This window comes from Diaphorobacter ruginosibacter (genome assembly GCF_040396215.1).
Classification (GTDB): domain Bacteria; phylum Pseudomonadota; class Gammaproteobacteria; order Burkholderiales; family Burkholderiaceae_C; genus Diaphorobacter_A; species Diaphorobacter_A ruginosibacter_A.
On record NZ_JBEBOW010000084.1, the window covers coordinates 1 to 16,569 of the forward strand.

General features: G+C 65.9%; 14 protein-coding genes. 10 read left to right on the forward strand and 4 right to left on the reverse strand.

Going from position 1 to position 16,569, the window contains the following annotated elements:
• Positions 1-226: 226 nt before the first annotated feature.
• Entirely contained in the window at positions 227-2,008 is a 1,782-nt protein-coding gene (locus ABWP92_RS11325; protein WP_353235485.1) for an ABC transporter ATP-binding protein/permease, read from the forward strand.
• Positions 2,009-2,094: 86 nt separating this feature from the next.
• Positions 2,095-3,153, forward strand: a complete 1,059-nt coding sequence (locus ABWP92_RS11330) for a 6-phosphofructokinase (RefSeq protein WP_353235486.1) — start codon at positions 2,095-2,097, stop codon at positions 3,151-3,153.
• A 24-nt stretch (positions 3,154-3,177) separates the two neighbouring features.
• Here ABWP92_RS11330 and ABWP92_RS11335 read toward each other — a convergent pair whose 3' ends face one another.
• From ABWP92_RS11335 to lysS, 3 genes are all read right to left on the reverse strand, one after another.
• Positions 3,178-3,834: a mechanosensitive ion channel family protein gene (locus ABWP92_RS11335; protein WP_353235487.1), complete on the reverse strand. Its 657-nt coding sequence runs from the start codon at positions 3,832-3,834 to the stop codon at positions 3,178-3,180.
• A gap of 181 nt (positions 3,835-4,015) precedes the next feature.
• Positions 4,016-5,053 (reverse strand): GGDEF domain-containing response regulator, encoded by a 1,038-nt coding sequence (locus ABWP92_RS11340; RefSeq protein WP_353235488.1) that lies wholly within the window; start codon positions 5,051-5,053, stop codon positions 4,016-4,018.
• Positions 5,054-5,163: 110 nt separating this feature from the next.
• Entirely contained in the window at positions 5,164-6,702 is a 1,539-nt protein-coding gene (gene lysS, locus ABWP92_RS11345; protein WP_353235489.1) for a lysine--tRNA ligase, read from the reverse strand.
• A gap of 174 nt (positions 6,703-6,876) precedes the next feature.
• Here lysS and ABWP92_RS11350 point away from each other — a divergent pair, with 174 nt between their 5' ends.
• The 7 genes from ABWP92_RS11350 (at position 6,877) to ABWP92_RS11380 (ending at position 15,030) form a co-directional block, all read left to right on the forward strand.
• Positions 6,877-8,256 carry a UDP-glucose dehydrogenase family protein gene (locus ABWP92_RS11350; RefSeq protein WP_353235490.1) on the forward strand — a complete coding sequence of 460 codons (1,380 nt, stop codon included), beginning with the start codon at positions 6,877-6,879 and terminating at the stop codon, positions 8,254-8,256.
• A gap of 14 nt (positions 8,257-8,270) precedes the next feature.
• Positions 8,271-9,533, forward strand: a complete 1,263-nt coding sequence (locus ABWP92_RS11355; RefSeq protein ID WP_353235491.1) for a polysaccharide biosynthesis protein — start codon at positions 8,271-8,273, stop codon at positions 9,531-9,533.
• A 64-nt stretch (positions 9,534-9,597) separates the two neighbouring features.
• Entirely contained in the window at positions 9,598-10,260 is a 663-nt protein-coding gene (locus tag ABWP92_RS11360; RefSeq protein WP_353235492.1) for a class I SAM-dependent methyltransferase, read from the forward strand.
• Positions 10,261-10,325: 65 nt separating this feature from the next.
• Positions 10,326-11,336, forward strand: a complete 1,011-nt coding sequence (locus ABWP92_RS11365) for a glycosyltransferase family 2 protein (protein ID WP_502907513.1) — start codon at positions 10,326-10,328, stop codon at positions 11,334-11,336.
• A gap of 68 nt (positions 11,337-11,404) precedes the next feature.
• Entirely contained in the window at positions 11,405-12,583 is a 1,179-nt protein-coding gene (locus ABWP92_RS11370) for a DegT/DnrJ/EryC1/StrS family aminotransferase (RefSeq protein ID WP_353235494.1), read from the forward strand.
• Positions 12,580-13,191 (forward strand): sugar transferase, encoded by a 612-nt coding sequence (locus ABWP92_RS11375; protein WP_353235495.1) that lies wholly within the window; start codon positions 12,580-12,582, stop codon positions 13,189-13,191. The genes ABWP92_RS11370 and ABWP92_RS11375 overlap by 4 nt, the downstream gene beginning before the upstream one ends.
• A 6-nt stretch (positions 13,192-13,197) precedes the next feature.
• Positions 13,198-15,030 carry a polysaccharide biosynthesis protein gene (locus ABWP92_RS11380; protein ID WP_353235496.1) on the forward strand — a complete coding sequence of 611 codons (1,833 nt, stop codon included), beginning with the start codon at positions 13,198-13,200 and terminating at the stop codon, positions 15,028-15,030.
• Between the two features lie 22 nt (positions 15,031-15,052).
• Here ABWP92_RS11380 and ABWP92_RS11385 read toward each other — a convergent pair whose 3' ends face one another.
• Positions 15,053-15,688: an LON peptidase substrate-binding domain-containing protein gene (locus ABWP92_RS11385; RefSeq protein ID WP_353235497.1), complete on the reverse strand. Its 636-nt coding sequence runs from the start codon at positions 15,686-15,688 to the stop codon at positions 15,053-15,055.
• A gap of 86 nt (positions 15,689-15,774) precedes the next feature.
• Here ABWP92_RS11385 and ABWP92_RS11390 point away from each other — a divergent pair, with 86 nt between their 5' ends.
• Complete coding sequence (locus ABWP92_RS11390; protein ID WP_353235498.1) at positions 15,775-16,335, forward strand: YggT family protein; 561 nt, start codon at positions 15,775-15,777, stop codon at positions 16,333-16,335.
• Positions 16,336-16,569 lie beyond the last annotated feature (234 nt).

Below are 16,569 nucleotides of genomic sequence, written 5' to 3' on the forward strand. Positions count from 1 at the left end.
GCAGGCATGCGCGGTTTTTAGAGCCGCTAACACAACCCTCGATACGTCGTTGCTTTGCCTTGTCGTACGCTTGTACTGCCTGCGGCTTCGCGCCTCGTCTCGATCGCAAACCTTCGGTTTGCTGGGTCGTGTTAGCAGCTCTTAAGCTCCGCCTCAGCCTTCGGCCCTACATTGCACGCAAGGACGTGCGGGCAGGTTCCGCAGATTCACAACAACAAGGAACGCGATGAGTCTGAAACAAAAGCTGTGCAATGCGGCGCGCATCACCCGGCAGGCAAGCGCGCTGGCGCGGCCCTATTTCGTGTCGGAGGAAAAGGGGCGCGCCTGGGGGCTGCTCGCCGCGATCGTGGCGCTCAATCTCGGCGTGGTCTTCATGCTGGTGCAGCTCAACGAGTGGAATCGCGTGTTCTACGATGCGCTGCAAAACAAGCAGGCGGACGTGTTCTGGCGGCAGCTCGGCAAATTCTGCTGGCTGGCGGCGATCTACATTCTCATCGCCGTCTACAAGTTCTACCTGACCCAGTTGCTGCAATTGAACTGGCGGCGCTGGCTCACGCAGCGGATGCTCTCGCGCTGGCTCGATGCCAAGGCTTTCTACCGGCTGGAGCTGGCGCGGTCCTCCGAGGCGCAGGTGCCCGACAACCCGGACCAGCGCATCCAGGAAGACCTGAACCTGTTCACCACGTACACCGTTTCGCTGGCGATGGGCCTGCTCAACGCGGTGGTCACGTTCGTGAGCTTCGTGGGCATTCTCTGGGGGCTCAGCGGCGTCATGGAAATACACGCGCCGCAGGCGCTGGGCGCGGGCACCTGGGAGATTGCGGGCTTCATGGTGTGGATGGCGGTGCTTTACTGCATTGTCGGCACGGCCATCACTTTCCGGGTGGGCGCTCCGCAGGTGCTGCTCAACAATCGCCAGCAACGGTTCGAAGCGAATTTCCGTCACTACATGATCCGCGTGCGCGAGCATGCCGAGGCGATTGCGCTCGATGGCGGTGAGCGCGTGGAAGGTGAGCGGCTGTCGCTGCGTTTCGGCGACGTACTGGACAACTACCTGGCGTTGATCCGCAAGCAGAAGAACCTCATCTGGTTCACGACGTTCTTCGGGCAGGCCGCGGTGGTGTTCCCGTTCATCATCGCCGCGCCGCGTTTTTTCAGCGGTGCGATCCAGCTGGGCCAGCTCATGCAGATCAGCTCCGCGTTCGGCCAGGTGTCCGATTCGCTCAGCTGGGTGGTGAACAACTACCAGGACATCGCGGCATGGCGCGCGACCACGCAGCGTCTCTCGGGCTTCGACGAGAGTCTGGAGGAACAGGGCATGCACGCACGGGATGGCGCGCGGCTGGAGCCGGGCGGGCATCTGGAGACGGCCGGGCTGGAGGTGGATCTGCCGCGTGGCGAACCCATACTTGCCCACGCGGCGCTTGACGTGCGCGGCGGCGACCGTGTGCTGATCAGCGGCGCATCGGGTAGCGGCAAGTCCACGCTGATGCGCGTGTTCGCGGGCATCTGGCCTTTCGCCAGGGGACTGGTGAAGCGCCCGGACGATGCCATGTTCATCCCGCAGCGCCCTTATTTCCCGGAAGGAAGCCTGCGCGATGCGCTGGCCTATCCGGAGCCCGCCTCGCGCTATGCCGACGCGGCGCTGGCGAGGGCGCTCGATGATGCGCAACTGCCCGGCCTGGCCGCGCGGCTGGATGAGCAGGCCGTCTGGAACGCGGTGCTGTCTGGCGGCGAGCAGCAACGGCTTGCGATAGCGCGTGTTTTGCTCAAGCGGCCCGCATGGGTGTTCGCCGACGAATCCACCAGCGCCCTGGACAACGATACGGAGGCCGCCGTCTACCAGCGCCTGGTGGAACTGGTCGGGCAAGGCAACGGCGCCCTGGTATCGATTGCGCACCGCGACAGCGTGCTGGCATTCCACAACCGCCGCTGGCGCCTGGATGCACGGCGGCATCGCATCGACGAAGGCGGACCGGGCAAGGGCGGCGCCGGATGCGGCGCATGACAGCCATTCCCAAGGGCGCTGGCGCATGGGATGATGCCGCCTGCCGGTTTCCGGTTTGAAGCATTGACCGATGGGAGCGTGACTGAATGCGTGTGGGAGTTTTGACGGGTGGCGGCGACTGCCCGGGCTTGAACGCGGTGATCCGCGCCGTGACCAAATCGCTGATCCATCACGGGCGCTGCGAGGTGATCGGCATCGAGGACGGATTCGATGGGCTGATGAGCGATCCGCCGCGTGTGCGTCCGCTGGACTGGGATGGCGTCTCGGGCATCCTGCATACGGGCGGAACGATCCTGGGAACCAGCAACAGCGCCAACCCGCTGCGCGACGAGGCGACAACCCGGCAGGTGGCTCGCAACGCGCGCGAGCTGGGTCTCGATATGCTGGTGGTGATCGGCGGCGACGGCACCATGTCGCTCGCGCATGGCCTGCAGCGGCGCATCGGCCTCGAATGCATCGGCGTGCCCAAGACCATCGACAACGACATCGCCAACTGCGAGCGCAGTTTTGGCTTTGACACCGCCGTCGCCACGGCGACCGAGGGCCTGCGCCGCATCGAGAGCACGGCTTACAGTCACCATCGCGTGATGATCGTCGAAACCATGGGACGCCACGCGGGTTGGCTGGCGCTGGAGTCGGGCATGGCTGCGGGAGCGGACATTATTCTTTTGCCTGAGATCGACTTCGACCTCGGCTCCATCATCGAGCGCTGCAGGGAGCGCGAGCGGCGCCAGCGCTACACCATCATCTGCATCGGCGAAGGGGCGAAGGAAACCGGCGCCAGCCTCACGGTGCGCGAGCACGTCGCGGGCAGTCCCGAGCCCATGCGGCTGGGCGGCGTGGCGAATGTATTGCGTGAGCGCTTGCAGCCGCATCTGAAGAGCGAGGTGCGCGCCACGGTGCTTGGCCACTTGCAGCGCGGCGGCGACCCCACGCCTTTTGACCGCGTGCTGGCAACGCGTTTCGGCCATCATGCCGCAGAGCTGGTGATCGCCGGCGCATCCGGGCGGATGGTGACGCTGCAGTGCGGCGCCATCGGCAGCGTGGCCATGTCGGATGTGGCGAATGTGCAGCGCACGGTGCCGGTGGATCATGACCTCGTCGTCACGGGGCGCGATATCGGTATCTGTTTTGGCGAGCGGTAGCCCGGCGGCTGCTGCCGCCGCTTCTCAAGGAAAGGACGCGGGCTTGGGCGCGGGAGGCGCTTCGGGGGCCGGCGAGACCGCCGCATCCGCGGGCGAGCGGGTCTTGCTTTCGGGCAGGGGCGTGCCGGCGCGCCAGCGGCGCACCATGCGCTGGAAGATCAGCGCGTTGGGTATCTGCAAAAGCGTGCCCGGCGTGGCCGCCGTCGAATCTTCAAGCGTGGTGTAGAGCAGGTTGATGTCCACGACCCTGCCCACGGCGCCCTGTTTTTCCGCCGTGTCCAGCACTTCGATGTGGTCGCCCACGCGGAACGGACCCACGGTGAAGATCAGGAATGCGCAGAAAAGGTTGGAGAGCACGCTCCACGCAGCGAAGAAGGCGACGGCGCCCACTGTGGCAAAACCGGTGAACGCGGTCCACAGCACCGATGCGGAAACGCCCAGGCGCTCGAGCACCATCAGCGTGGCGCTCAGGATGATGAGCCAGCGCACCACCGCAGTGACCGGCATCGTCAGCTCGTGCGGGAACTGATAGTGGTCACCCGCCCGGTGCAGGATGCGTTTGAACGTGTTGTGCAGCAGCACGGCACCGACCAGGATCAGCGCGATCTGGAAGCCGGGAACGAGCAGCTCCAGCCAGTCCTGGATCCAGGGGGGGAGGTAGGTTTTCCATCTAATCATCATGCACGGAGCGTTGGCAGGAGAAATGGTGAAGCAGGCGGGAGGAGCGGAGCCCGCTGGCGTGAACGGGGCGCGGCGATGATTGCGCCTTGCATGCGCGGCCATGATGCGCACGCGCCGTCAATGCATCGCCCGGGTCAGACAGGACTATAAGGCGGGAATGGCTGCCCGTCAGCCTCGCGGTTCAGAGTTTGCGCTGTGCAATGGTGTCCATCTGCATCTCGAAGCTGAAGAAGCGGTCCCGCCCCTGCGTCTTGGCCGCGTAGAGCGCCTCGTCGGCGCGCAGCACCATGGAGACGGCGCTCGTGGCGCCATCCGGCACGCAGGTGGTGATGCCGCCAGAGAGCGTGAGCACGGGGCCGACGGGAGAGTCGGGATGCTGGATGTTGCGGGCCTTGAGCAGACCGCCGAGCGCGCGCGCGAAAGTCATCGCGCCGGCGCGCGGCGTGTTGGGAAGAATGAGCGCGAACTCTTCCCCGCCGTAGCGCGAGGCCACGTCGCGCGGGCGTACGCAGACCTCGCGCAGCACGCGGGCCACCTCGCGCAGGCAATGGTCGCCTCGTACGTGGCCGGCGGCGTCGTTCAGGCGCTTGAAATGGTCGAGGTCGCACAGCATGAGCGTCAGCGGAGTGCGGTCGCACCGGGCGGCCTCGATCTCGGTGTGCAGGATGCGGTCGAAGCCGCGCCGGTTGACCAGGCCCGTGACCGGGTCCAGCTCGACCATTTCATTGAGCTGCTGGTTGGCGGCATGCAGCTCGTCCGAGAGCTGGACCAGCCTGCGGCGCATCTCATGGAGCCGCCGCATGGCGCGCAGCTTGGCCGCGAGCACGATCGGCTTGACGGGCTTGACCAGGTAGTCGTCGCCGCCGGCCTCGATGCCGCGCCATACGTCCAGGTCTCCGTCGAGCCCGGAGAGAAAGATGATGGGGGTCCAGCCGCCGGGTTCCATCTCGCGCATGCGCTGCGCGACCCAGTAGCCGTCGTGCATGCCCGCCAGGCGGATGTCGAGCAGCACCATGTCCGGGCGGTGATGCCTGAAGAGCTGCAAGGCCAGCTCGGCATCGGATGCCTGCAGCACCGAGGAAACGCCCGCGTGGCGCAGTTCGTCCGAGAGAGCGGCGCGCATGGACGCGAGATCATCGACCAGCAATACCGTGAAGGGATGCTCGTCCGGGGAATCCTGCGCGGTCTCCCTGGGGAGGGCGTTGAATGATCGGCTCATGGGTGCTCGCACGATTCGCAGTATCGTTTCGATAGTCAAAAATTACTATCGAGTTTGCGAATGTTTAAGAATCTCAGGAGCCGAGTGTAACGCCCTTTTGAAGCGATTTGTTACTGTTCTCTGCGCAGGGCGGGGAACAGGATGATGTCGCGGATGCTGGGGCTGTCGGTCAACAGCATCATCAGGCGGTCGATGCCGATGCCGCAGCCGCCCGTGGGGGGCATGCCGTATTCGAGCGCGCGAACGAAGTCGTGGTCGAAATACATGGCCTCGTCGTCCCCGCCGTCCTTGGCCTCGACCTGCGCGTTGAAGCGCGCGGCCTGGTCTTCCGCATCGTTCAATTCGGAGAAACCGTTGCCGAATTCGCGGCCGGTGATGTAGAGCTCGAAGCGCTCGGTCACTTCGGGGCGCTGGTCGTTGGCGCGGGCCAGCGGCGAGATCTCGGTGGGGTGCTCCATGATGAAGGTGGGCTGCCAGAGCTTTTCTTCGACCACTTCCTCGAAATAGAGCACCTGCAGGCTTGCCAGGGAACGCGCCGAGAGCTTGTCTTTCTCCTCGGTCATGCCCAGCTTCCTGAGCGCGTTGATCAGCCAGTCGCGGCTGTTGACGTTCTCGCCCGCGTCGGTGAATTTCACGATGGATTCGGGAATCGTCAGGCGCTCGAACGGCTTGGAGAGATCGACCTCCCTGCCGCCGTATTCGAACACCAGCGAGCCGCGCGCGTTCCTGGCGGCGTCGCGCACGATGGCTTCGGTGTAGTCCATGAGGTCCTGGTAGTTCCAGTACGCGGCGTAGAACTCCATCATGGTGAATTCGGGGTTGTGGCGCACCGAGATGCCTTCGTTGCGGAAGTTGCGGTTGATCTCGAACACGCGCTCGAAGCCGCCGACGATCAGGCGCTTGAGGTACAGCTCGGGCGCGATGCGCAGGTACATTTCCTGATCGAGCGCGTTGTGGTGCGTGACGAACGGCTTGGCGTTGGCGCCCCCGGGAATCGGGTGCAGCATGGGGGTTTCCACTTCGAGGAAGCCGTTCTCCACCATGAAGCTGCGGATACCCGCAACCGCCTTGCTGCGCGCGATGAAGCGCTTGCGCGCGTCCTCGTCGGTCATCAGGTCGATGTAGCGCTGGCGGTATTTCACTTCCTGGTCGGCCACGCCGTGGAATTTGTCGGGCATGGGGCGCAGGCTCTTGGTGAGCATGCGCAGCCGGGTGACCTTCACCGAAAGCTCGCCTGCCTTGGTCTTCATCAGCGTGCCCTCCGCGCCGATGATGTCGCCCAGATCCCACTTCTTGAAATCGGCATAGACGTCTTCGCCGATGGCGTCGCGCGTCACGTAGAGCTGGATGCGGCCGGATGCGTCCTGCACGGTGGCGAAGCTGGCCTTGCCCATCACGCGCTTGAGCATCATGCGTCCGGCGATGCTCACGCCCACCTGCTGCGCCTCGAGGGTTTCGGCGTCGGCTGCGCCGTGGGCCGCGGCCAGATCGCCCGCATGATCGGCCGGCTTGAAGTCATTGGGGAACGCCACGCCCTTGCCCTGAGCCTGCGCTTCACGCAGCGCCTTGAGTTTCTCGCGGCGCTCGGCGACGAGCTTGTTTTCGTCCATGGTGACGGCAGGGGTGGTCGTTGGCTGTTCGGATGACATAAAGAGTGGGTTCTTGCCCGAAGGGGTGACAATAGCGACGTTCAAGGCGCCGCCAACCCTGAGCCAGGGGCTTTTCTTGGCGGCTTCGTGCGTCGGAAAACCCTCGATTTTAAATCCTTACATGTAACTCGGGCATACAAGGGCTTTTTGATCCATCGGCGGCCAGGCTAAATCATGAAAATCACCATTGTTGGCGCGGGATATGTGGGACTGGTGTCCGCCGCGTGTTTTGCGGAACTGGGCAACCACGTCCTGTGCGTGGATCGGGATGCCGGGCGCGTGGAGCGGCTCAAGCAGGCCCAGGTTCCCATTTTCGAGCCCGGGCTGCCGGAGTTGGTGGCGAAGAACAATGGGGCGGGCCGTCTGGTGTTCACGACGGACATGAAGGCGGGCGTTGCCCATGCGGACATCCTGTTCATCGCCGTGGGAACACCGCCTGCCGGTGATTCGAGCGCCGATATCGGCCAGGTGCTGGCCGTGGCGGACGCCATCGGTGAATCGCTGTCGAGGTTTCTTGTCGTGGTGGATAAATCGACCGTCCCGGTGGGAACGGCGGACAAGGTGCGCGAGACCATCTCCCGCGCGATGAAAAGGCGCGCGCGGCGCGAGAAGCCTGGGCGCAGGCCGCCGGAATTCACCGTCGTGTCCAACCCGGAGTTCCTGAAGGAAGGCGCCGCGGTGGAGGATTTCATGCGGCCCGACCGCGTCGTCATCGGCGTGAGCGACGATGCCGCTGGCCGCAAGGCCGAGGCGCTGATGCGCCAGGTCTACGCGCCGTTCAACCGCAACCGGGAGCGCCTGATCGTCATGGACGTCAGGAGCGCCGAGCTGACGAAATACGCGGCCAATGCGCTGCTGGCCACCAAGATCAGCTTCATGAACGACATGGCCAATCTGGCGGATGCGCTGGGCGCGGACATCGAGAAAGTGCGCCAGGGCATAGGCTCGGATCGCCGCATCGGCTATGACTTCATCTATGCGGGGCTGGGCTATGGCGGCTCATGCTTTCCCAAGGATGTGGCCGCGCTGTGCCACACGGCGCGCGAGCATGGTGAGCGCATGCGTGTCGTCGAGGCGGTGCGCGCGGTCAACGATGCGCAGAAGCGGCGCTTCGTGGAACGCATCGAGGATTATTTCGGCGGCTCGCTGCAGGGAAAGGTCATTGCGCTGTGGGGCCTGGCCTTCAAGCCCGCGACCGACGACGTGCGCGAAGCCCCCAGCCGCTACATCGTGCGCCGGCTGGTTGCGCTGGGCGCGCGCATCCAGGCGCATGATCCGCAGGTGCGCTCGCTCGAACAATTGATGCCGGCAGAGAACGTGGCCCGCCTGGGCAGGCACGTGGACTTTGCCGCCGATCCCATGCAGGCGGCGTGCGGCGCGGATGCGCTGGTGATCGCAACGGAATGGAAGGTGTACCGCAGCCCTGATTTCCCGGCGCTGCGCAGGCTGCTCAGGCAGCCGGTGATCTTCGACGGGCGCAATCTCTTCGATCCGGCGGACATGAAGCGGCTCGGTTTCTTCTACCAGGGCGTCGGTCGCCGCTCGGCCCCGTGATGGGCTGAATCACGATGGCCGAACGCCAAGCTCTTCCGACGGCCGTGGCATCCGGCCCGGCGCGCGGCTGGCTGCCGGGACTCGGCGGTGCGGCGTTGTGGACCTTGGCGCAGCATGCCGCGTTCTTTGCCTGCGCCTGGGGCGTGTCATGGTGGGCTGGTGCGCAACGCTTTGGCGCGTTCGGGCAAGGACTGGCGCTTGCTGCGATGCTGCCTGCGGCCGTCACGCTGCGGCTCGAATATGCCGGGCAGCTGGAACGCAGACCGCGCCGCGCGCAGTCCCTGTTTGGCCTGGCGGAAACCGGCGCGCTGACTTGCAGCGTGCTGCTGGTTGCGCTGCTCTCGCTCGCCAGCCTGCGGGAGGACGTGCCTGCGTGGTTGTGGGCGGCCAGCCTGGCCGTGCTGCCCCAGGCCGGCATGCTGGTGCTGGCTTCGCGCGAGGCGCGCAGTGGCTCGACGGTGCTGGCGGCGGCGCTGCGCGGCGCGCCCGCCATCGTGATGGCGGCGGTCCTGGCGCTGGCCTGGCTGCTGCGCCTGGATGAGGCCATCGAATGGTCGATTCCGCTGTCGGCCTGGCTGTGCTGGCTGCCGGCGTGCGCGTGGCTCAATGCGCGGTGCGCGGGGGCGCCCCGGAAAGCGCGCGCTGCACGCGCCCGGCTGGTGGCGGCGAAGCATTGGCCGTTCGTGCGCGCGGAGCTTCCGGCCTTTATGCTCAATACCAGCGCCAACCATGGGCAGGTTCTGCTGATCGGACTGCTCGCGGGCGATGCGATGGCCGGTACGGCGGCGCTGGCGCTGCGCATCGCCATGCTGCCGACCAGCGTGTTCGGCCTGGCCATGGCGGACCGCCTGCGCGCGCGCGTGGTGGCCGTGGGGCGTGGCGCGATGCTTTTGCCGATGATGCGCCAGTCGATCCGGCGCATGGCGGGCCTGTCGCTGGCAACGCATGCCGTGGCGGCGCTGGGCGCGCTGGCGTTGCTGCCATGGGTATTTCCGGCGCAGGGGCCGGCGCTGGTGACGGTGGTCCTGTGGCTGCTGCCGCTGGGCATGGTCCGGTTCGTGGCCAGCCCCCTGGCTTTTCTGCTGCCGTGGCGTGGCTGGCTGGGGCTCAGCCTGCTGGGGCAGTGCCTGCTTTTCGCATGCGCTCTGCTGTCGGTGCTGGCAGGTTTCCCCCTGGCGGGGCTCGATGGAGTTGCAACCGTGTATGCCGTGAGCGCATCCTTTGTGTATTTGGGTTACGTTTACGCGGCGCTGAAGGCAGTTCGGGACGATACTTGAGGTTTTGCGCCGCCGGCATCGGCTGCCAGCATTGCGCGGCGCTTCGACCAGCATCACCAGATTTATGAGCAGACAAGGCAAAGTGGGCTCCCGGCGCGAGGCAGGGCTCGCGCGTTCCTACTACACCGATGAGAGCAATTTCTCGCCGGAGCATCTTTTCTCGATGTCGTATCAGATCAGGCAACTGCACAGCTTCCGTCCCCGGAGGGTGCTGGAGATCGGCATCGGCAACGGCTTTGTCTCGACATTTCTCCGGCAGGCGGGGGTGGATGTGGTGACTGCGGACATCAACCCGGCGCTGCGCCCGGACGTATGCGCGCCGCTGCATGAGCTGCCCCGGCACCTGGAGGGCGAGCAGTTCGACGTGGTCTCCTGCTGCGAGGTGCTGGAGCACATGCCGTTCAGCGAGTTCGGCCGCAACCTGGACATCATCCGCGGCCTGGCGCCCGAGGCGTTCATCTCGTTGCCCGGACATTTCCCGTGGGCCGGCGTCATGGGGCGGCTGGGCATTCACAACCGTTTCGTGGATGTGTCGCTCGGCATCCGGATTCCATGCAGGCGGCGACTGACCGATGGCCATTTCTGGGAGATCGCCTCCGAATGGCAGACCCGCCGCGGCGCCCTGGTCGCGCGGATGCGCGAGCGCTTTGCGCGCGTGGACAGCGGCGTGTTCCCGATGAACCGCTACCACTTCTATTTCCGCTGCTCGGACAAGGAGGCGCGGTGAGCCATCCCGGAGAACCGTTGGCGAGCGCGCCGTGGCCGGGCGTCGGCGTGGAGGATGCCACGCCCATGCTGCTGTCGGTGATCGCCCCGTGCCGCAATGAAGCGGGCTACATCACCGACTTCTGCCGGAACGTCTCGGAGATGCTGCTGCCCCCGGGATGGTCGCTCGAGGTGCTGATCGCCGACGGCCAGAGCGACGACGGCACGCGCGAGCTGCTCAGCCAGTGGTGTATTTCCGACGCGCGCTTTCGCTGGGTGGAGAACCCGCAGCGCATCGTGTCCACCGGCTTGAACCGCTGTATCGAGGCCTCGCGCGGCGCAGTGATCGCGCGGCTGGACATCCACAGCCAGTATGCCGACGACTACCTGCTGCAATGCGTGCAGGTGCTGGAGCAGACCGGCGCGGACAATGTGGGCGGCGCGTGGCGCGCGCAGGGCAGCGGCGGCATGCAGAAGGCGGTGGCGGCGGCGTTCCAGTCGCCGTGGGTCGCGGGCGGGGCGCGTTCGCGCGATGTGGATTTCGATGGTGAGGTGGATACCGTCTATCTTGGCTGCTGGCCGCGCGCGACTCTGGCGAAGGTGGGCGGCTTCGACGAGGAGCTGGTCCGCAACCAGGACGACGAGCACAACCTGCGCATACGCCGCGCCGGGGGGTGCATCTGGCAGAGCAGCCGGATCCGGTCCACGTACTTTCCGCGCGGCAAGCTGTCGCAGGTATTCAGGCAATATGCGCAATATGGATACTGGAAGCCGTTCGTGATCAGAAAGCATGGCCAGCCCGCCGCATTGCGCCACCTCGTGCCTGCGGCATTCGTGGTGGCCCTGGCGGCGGCGGCGCTGCTGGCGCTGTCCGGTCGGGCGTGGCCGCTGGTGGCGCTTGTCGACGCGTACGCCGTGCTGCTCGCGCTGGCGCTGGTCGGCATGCGTGAGCAGGCCAATTCGCTTGGCAAGGCGCTGCGGGTGGTGGCGGTGGTTGCCGCCTATCACGTAGGCTACGGCTGGGGATCGCTCTGTGGCTGGCGCGATATCCTGTTGGGCCGTGGACCTCGGCCGCAATGGGGCGCATTGACGCGATGAGCCGCGGCCTGCATGCGCCTGCCTCCGAAAGAATTCATAGTCCGACAAAGCCCTTGCCAAAGCCCACCATGACTGAACCGGAAAAATCCCACGCGCTGCCACCCCTGCCGTTCGCGCTGCCCGACATCGGGGAGGCGGAGATCGCGGAGGTCGTTGATACGCTGCGTTCGGGCTGGCTGACCACCGGCCCCAAGGCGCGGCGGTTCGAACAGGCCTTCGCCGGGTTCCTTGGAGACGCGAGCCTGCAGTGCGTCGCCGTGAACTCCGCCACGGCGGGGCTGCATCTGGCGCTGGAGGCGGCGGGGGTCGGGCCGGGAGACGAGGTCGTCACGACAACGCACACCTTCACGGCGAGCGCCGAGGTGATTCGTTATCTGGGCGCCGACCCGGTGATCGTGGATATCGAACCGGACAGCTGGTGCATCGATCCGCGCGCCATCGAAAAGCGCCTCACCGCGCGCACGCGGGCCATCATTCCCGTGCATTTCGGCGGGAGAAGCGCCGACATGTCCGCGATTCTCGGCATGGCTCAACGCCATGGCCTGAAGGTGATCGAGGATGCCGCGCATGCATTGCCGTGCACCCATCGCGGGGCCATGATCGGCACGCTGGCAAGCGATGCCACCGTGTTCAGTTTCTATGCGAACAAGACCATGACGACGGGCGAGGGCGGCATGCTGGTGACGCGCGACGAGGCGCTTGCCAGGCGCGCGCGCGTGATGCGGCTGCACGGCATCGACCGTGACGCTTTCGCCCGCTTCAACTCCAGGGTGCCGGCATGGCGATACGACATCGTCGCGCCGGGCTACAAGTACAACATGACGGATATCGCGGCGGCGATGGGGCTGGTGCAACTGGGCCGGGCCATGGACATGCGCGGCCGCCGCGCGGAAATTGCCGCGCAATATGACCGGCTGCTCAAGGACACCGGCATCACGCTGCCGCCGCATGCGAGCGAAGGTGACCTGCATGCCTGGCATCTCTATCCGGTGGCGCTGCCCGCGGGCGTCGACCGGGACCGCTTCGTTGATGCCATGTTCGGACAGGGCATCGGCATGAGCGTGCATTACGTACCGCTGCATCGGCAGAGCTACTGGAGGGAGTCGTGCGGACTGCACGAGAAGGATTTCCCCGTGAGCGAGGCGCTGTACCGCAGCACCGCATCGCTGCCGATCTATACGCGCATGAGCGATGCAGACGTGTTGCGCGTGGCCAGCGCCGTGCGCAGTGCCATGGAGGCGCGGTGACGCCCAAGCGCCTGTTCGACGTGGCGGGAGCTCTGCTGGGGTTGGTGCTGCTGTCGCCCTTGCTCGTGGCCGTGGCAGTGGCAGTGAAGCTGGGCTCGCCGGGGCCGGTATTCTACCGGCAGGTGCGCGTTGGCCTGCATGGGAGGGAGTTCCGCATCCACAAGTTCAGGACCATGCGCGTGCATGATGGCGAGGGGCCGCAGGTCACGGCTGCGCACGACAGCCGCATCACGCCGCTCGGGCGGACGCTGCGCCGCTACAAGCTCGACGAGTTGCCTCAGTTCCTGGATGTGCTTGCGGGTAATATGAGCCTGGTCGGCCCGAGGCCCGAAGTGCCGCGCTACATGGCGAAGTACCCGGACGATGTGCGGGCGCGGATCCTGTCGGTGCGCCCGGGCATCACGGACAACGCCGCCATTGCATTCCGCGACGAGGAGCGCATGCTGGCGGGGTCGCAGGACGTGGAGCGTACATACGTGGAGCAGATCATGCCGCTCAAGGCGCGGTACTACCTGGACTATGTGAAAGAGCACAGCCTTGCGGGGGACGTGTTGATTCTGGCTCGTACCTTCAAGGCCATGGCGAGCCGGCAGGATCGATGGAAATAAATGACTGTGAACGGATTGCATTGGAGCCGCGGCGCCCTGTTTTTTGCACTCGCTGACGTGCTGATGGTTGCGCTCGCATGGGCGCTCGCGTTCTGGCTGCGCTTCAACTTCGAATGGCCGCAGGAGTATCGCGCGATGGCCGTGGACACCCTGCCGTGGGCCGTGGCATGCATGGTGGTGGGCCTGTCGCTGGCGCGCGTGCAGCGGCAGGCATGGCGCTACGTGAGCCTGGCCGACCTGCGCCAACTGGCGTGGGGTGTGCTGCTCGGCGTGCTGGGAACTGTGGCGTGCGTGATGGTGCTGCGCTATCCGGGATTTGCTCGCTCGGTGTTCCCCATTTTCGGCCTGCTCGTGCTGGCCATGCTGGCCGGCGCGCGTGCGACCTGGCGCTCTCTTGCCGAACGGCGTCATGCGCGCAGTGAATCAGGGCAGACGGCCCTGCTGATCGTCGGCACCCTGGAGGAAGCCGATCAGGCCATGCGCACCATCAAGGGCACGCAGGGCTGGCACGTGGCGGGCATCGTCTCGCCGCGCGAGCAGGACGTGAGCCAGAGCCTGCAGAACGTGAGCGTGGTGGGAACGACCCGGGAGCTGGATCGTATCGCCAAGGACTACAACGTGCGCTCGGTCCTGCTGGCCAGCCCGCCGGGTTCGCAGTTGCGGCGCGAGGTGCTGCTGCGCTGGTCGGGCTCGCAGCTGAATCTGCTGTCCATGCCGGCGGCGGAGCACTGGCTCAGCGTGCCGGCGACCGATCTGCGCCGCGTGGAACTGGAAGACCTGCTGGGGCGCTCCCCGGTGGTGCTGGATGCAGGCGATCTGGCCGAATGGCTGTCGGGACAGACGGTCATGATCACCGGCGCGGGCGGATCGATCGGCGCGGAACTGTGCCGCCAGGTCGCGCGCTTTGGCGTCTCGCACCTGGTATGCGCGGACGTATCCGAAGCTGCCATCTACACGCTCGAGCAAGAGCTGCACATGGCCCATCCCGAGATGCAGGGCCACTATTTCACCGCCAACGTGCGGGAGCATGACCGCATTCTTGCGATTGCCAGCCAGTTCCGCCCGGTCGTGATCTTCCATGCGGCGGCCTACAAGCACGTGCCGCTGATGGAGGAGTGCAACGAGGTGGAGGCGCTGCGCACCAACGTGCTGGGCACGCTCAACGTGGCGCGCGTGGCGGGCGAGTGCGGTGCCCGGCGCTTCGTGCTGGTATCGACGGACAAGGCGGTGAATCCCACCAGCATCATGGGTGCGAGCAAGCGGCTGGCCGAGCGCGTGGCGCAGACCATGGCGCGGCAATATCCATCCACCGAGTATGTGGCGGTGCGCTTCGGCAATGTGCTGGGGTCGAGCGGTTCCGTCGTGCCGTTGTTCACTTCGCAGATCGCGCGCGGCGGCCCGGTGACGGTCACGCACCCGGAGATCGTGCGCTATTTCATGACCATTCCCGAGGCGGCGCAACTGGTGGTGCAGGCAGGGCGCCTGGGGCAGTCCGGCCAGATCTATGTGCTGGACATGGGTGAGCCCGTGAAGATCGTGGAACTGGCGCGTCTGCTGATCCGCCTGTCCGGCCGCACCGAGGCCGAGGTGCCGATCGTGTTCACCGGCCTGCGCCCGGGAGAAAAACTGTTCGAGGAATGGCTGGCGAATGACGAGACCACGTCGGCGACCAGCCACCCGCAGCTTCGCGTGGTGCGCCAGGATGCCGGTACCGTGCTGGCGCTGGATCTGCCGCAGTTGCAGCAATGGATTGCGAGGCTGGGCGCGGCGCCGGCGTCCGGTGAACTGCGCGACGGGCTGCATGCCTACGTGCCGGAGTACCGTGCGCGCGGCGCTTGACGCGCGGCCGTGCCTCGGCGCGTCAGCGCGAGATGCCGGTTTTCTCGAGCACGTCGCTCACCAGTTCCAGCCGCGCGATGGGGTTGTCCAGCGTCATCAGGCGCTGCTTGAGCTCCACGGGCATGGGAAGCAGCTCGCACCAGCGGTTGGAAACCCAGGCGCAATCATTGAGCTGCCCGGCCGTGGGCGTGATGTGCACGGCGTTCTCGGGCGTGCGCTCGCGCAGCGATTGCAGCGCGTTGGCCAGCAGTTCGGAGCAGACCAGAAGCTCCGGCGGCACGCTGACCTGCTGGTCGGCAGGCAGGATCAGTACGTCGGCGATCCACAATCCGTGGTTGAGCAGCCTCTGCTGTGTGATCTGGAACCGGTCGCCGCCCTTGCAGCGCAGGTTGATGAGTCCGGGCTGCGGCGACTGCAGTTCGGTGATGGAGGCCAGCGTTCCCGTGGCGTAGAGTTGCTCCTGGGGCGCGCCCGCCTTGCGCACCTCCGAACCGCTGGACAGCGCCACCACGCCGAACGGCGCGCCCGCCTGGTGGCACTTGCGCACCATGTCGAGGTAGCGCACTTCAAATACATGCAGGGCCAGTTCACCGTCCGGAAAGAGAACGGTATTCAGCGGGAACAGCGGCAGGGAAGACAGGGTCAGTTGTTGGGGCATGGGAGATCGTTCGCGGTGGCCGTCGCTATCATCCCACGTGGCGCGAGCCGTTGATTGTTTGCCGACATATTTTGAGTCTCCACACCATGCTTTTTCAAATCATCTCCCTGTTGCTGAATATCGGTTGCGGCCTGGTGACGGCTGCCTGCCTGCTGCGACTGTATATGCAGATGCAGCGCGTTCCCTTCTCCAACCCGGTGGGGCAACTGGTGTTCGCGTTGAGCGATTGGCTGATCGTGCCGCTGCGAAAGGTGCTGCCGGCGGCCGGACGGGTGGACCTGTCCTGCGTGCTGGGCGCGTTGCTCGCGCAGTTGGTGCAGTTCGTGGTTCTCGCGCTGCTGGCGTCGCAGGGCGTTCCCATTGTGTTCGTGCTGCTGCTGGCGGTGTTTGGCGCCTTGCGCGTGGCGGTCACGGGCATGATGGGGCTGGTGATCGTCCACGCAGTGCTGTCGTGGGTGCAGACGCGCTCGCCGATCAGCGGTGTGATCTCCAGGCTGTGTGAGCCGATCCTGCGCCCGATCCGCCGCTATGTGCCGTTGATGGGCGGTATCGATTTTTCGTCGCTGGTTGCGCTGGTGCTGCTGCAGATCGTGATGATCGTTCTCGGGCATTTGCAGATGAGCCTGATGGGGCTGGCAGCGGGTTGAATATGCGGCCCGCTGCCCTTCGAGGGGGCGTTTGGGTTTGGGGAGGCACAAAATAAAGAACCGCCAGCATCCCGGGGATCTGGCGGTTTTTTGTCGCCGGGCCGCCCCAAGGCAAAAAGCGCCCCCTCGGGGGGGGGCAGCGGACCACGCATGGCGGGGAAGCGTGGGGGCCTTTTTTTTGCATGAAGGCCACTGCGGACCTTCGCTGCCGTGATGTCAGGCCACGGCGTCCAC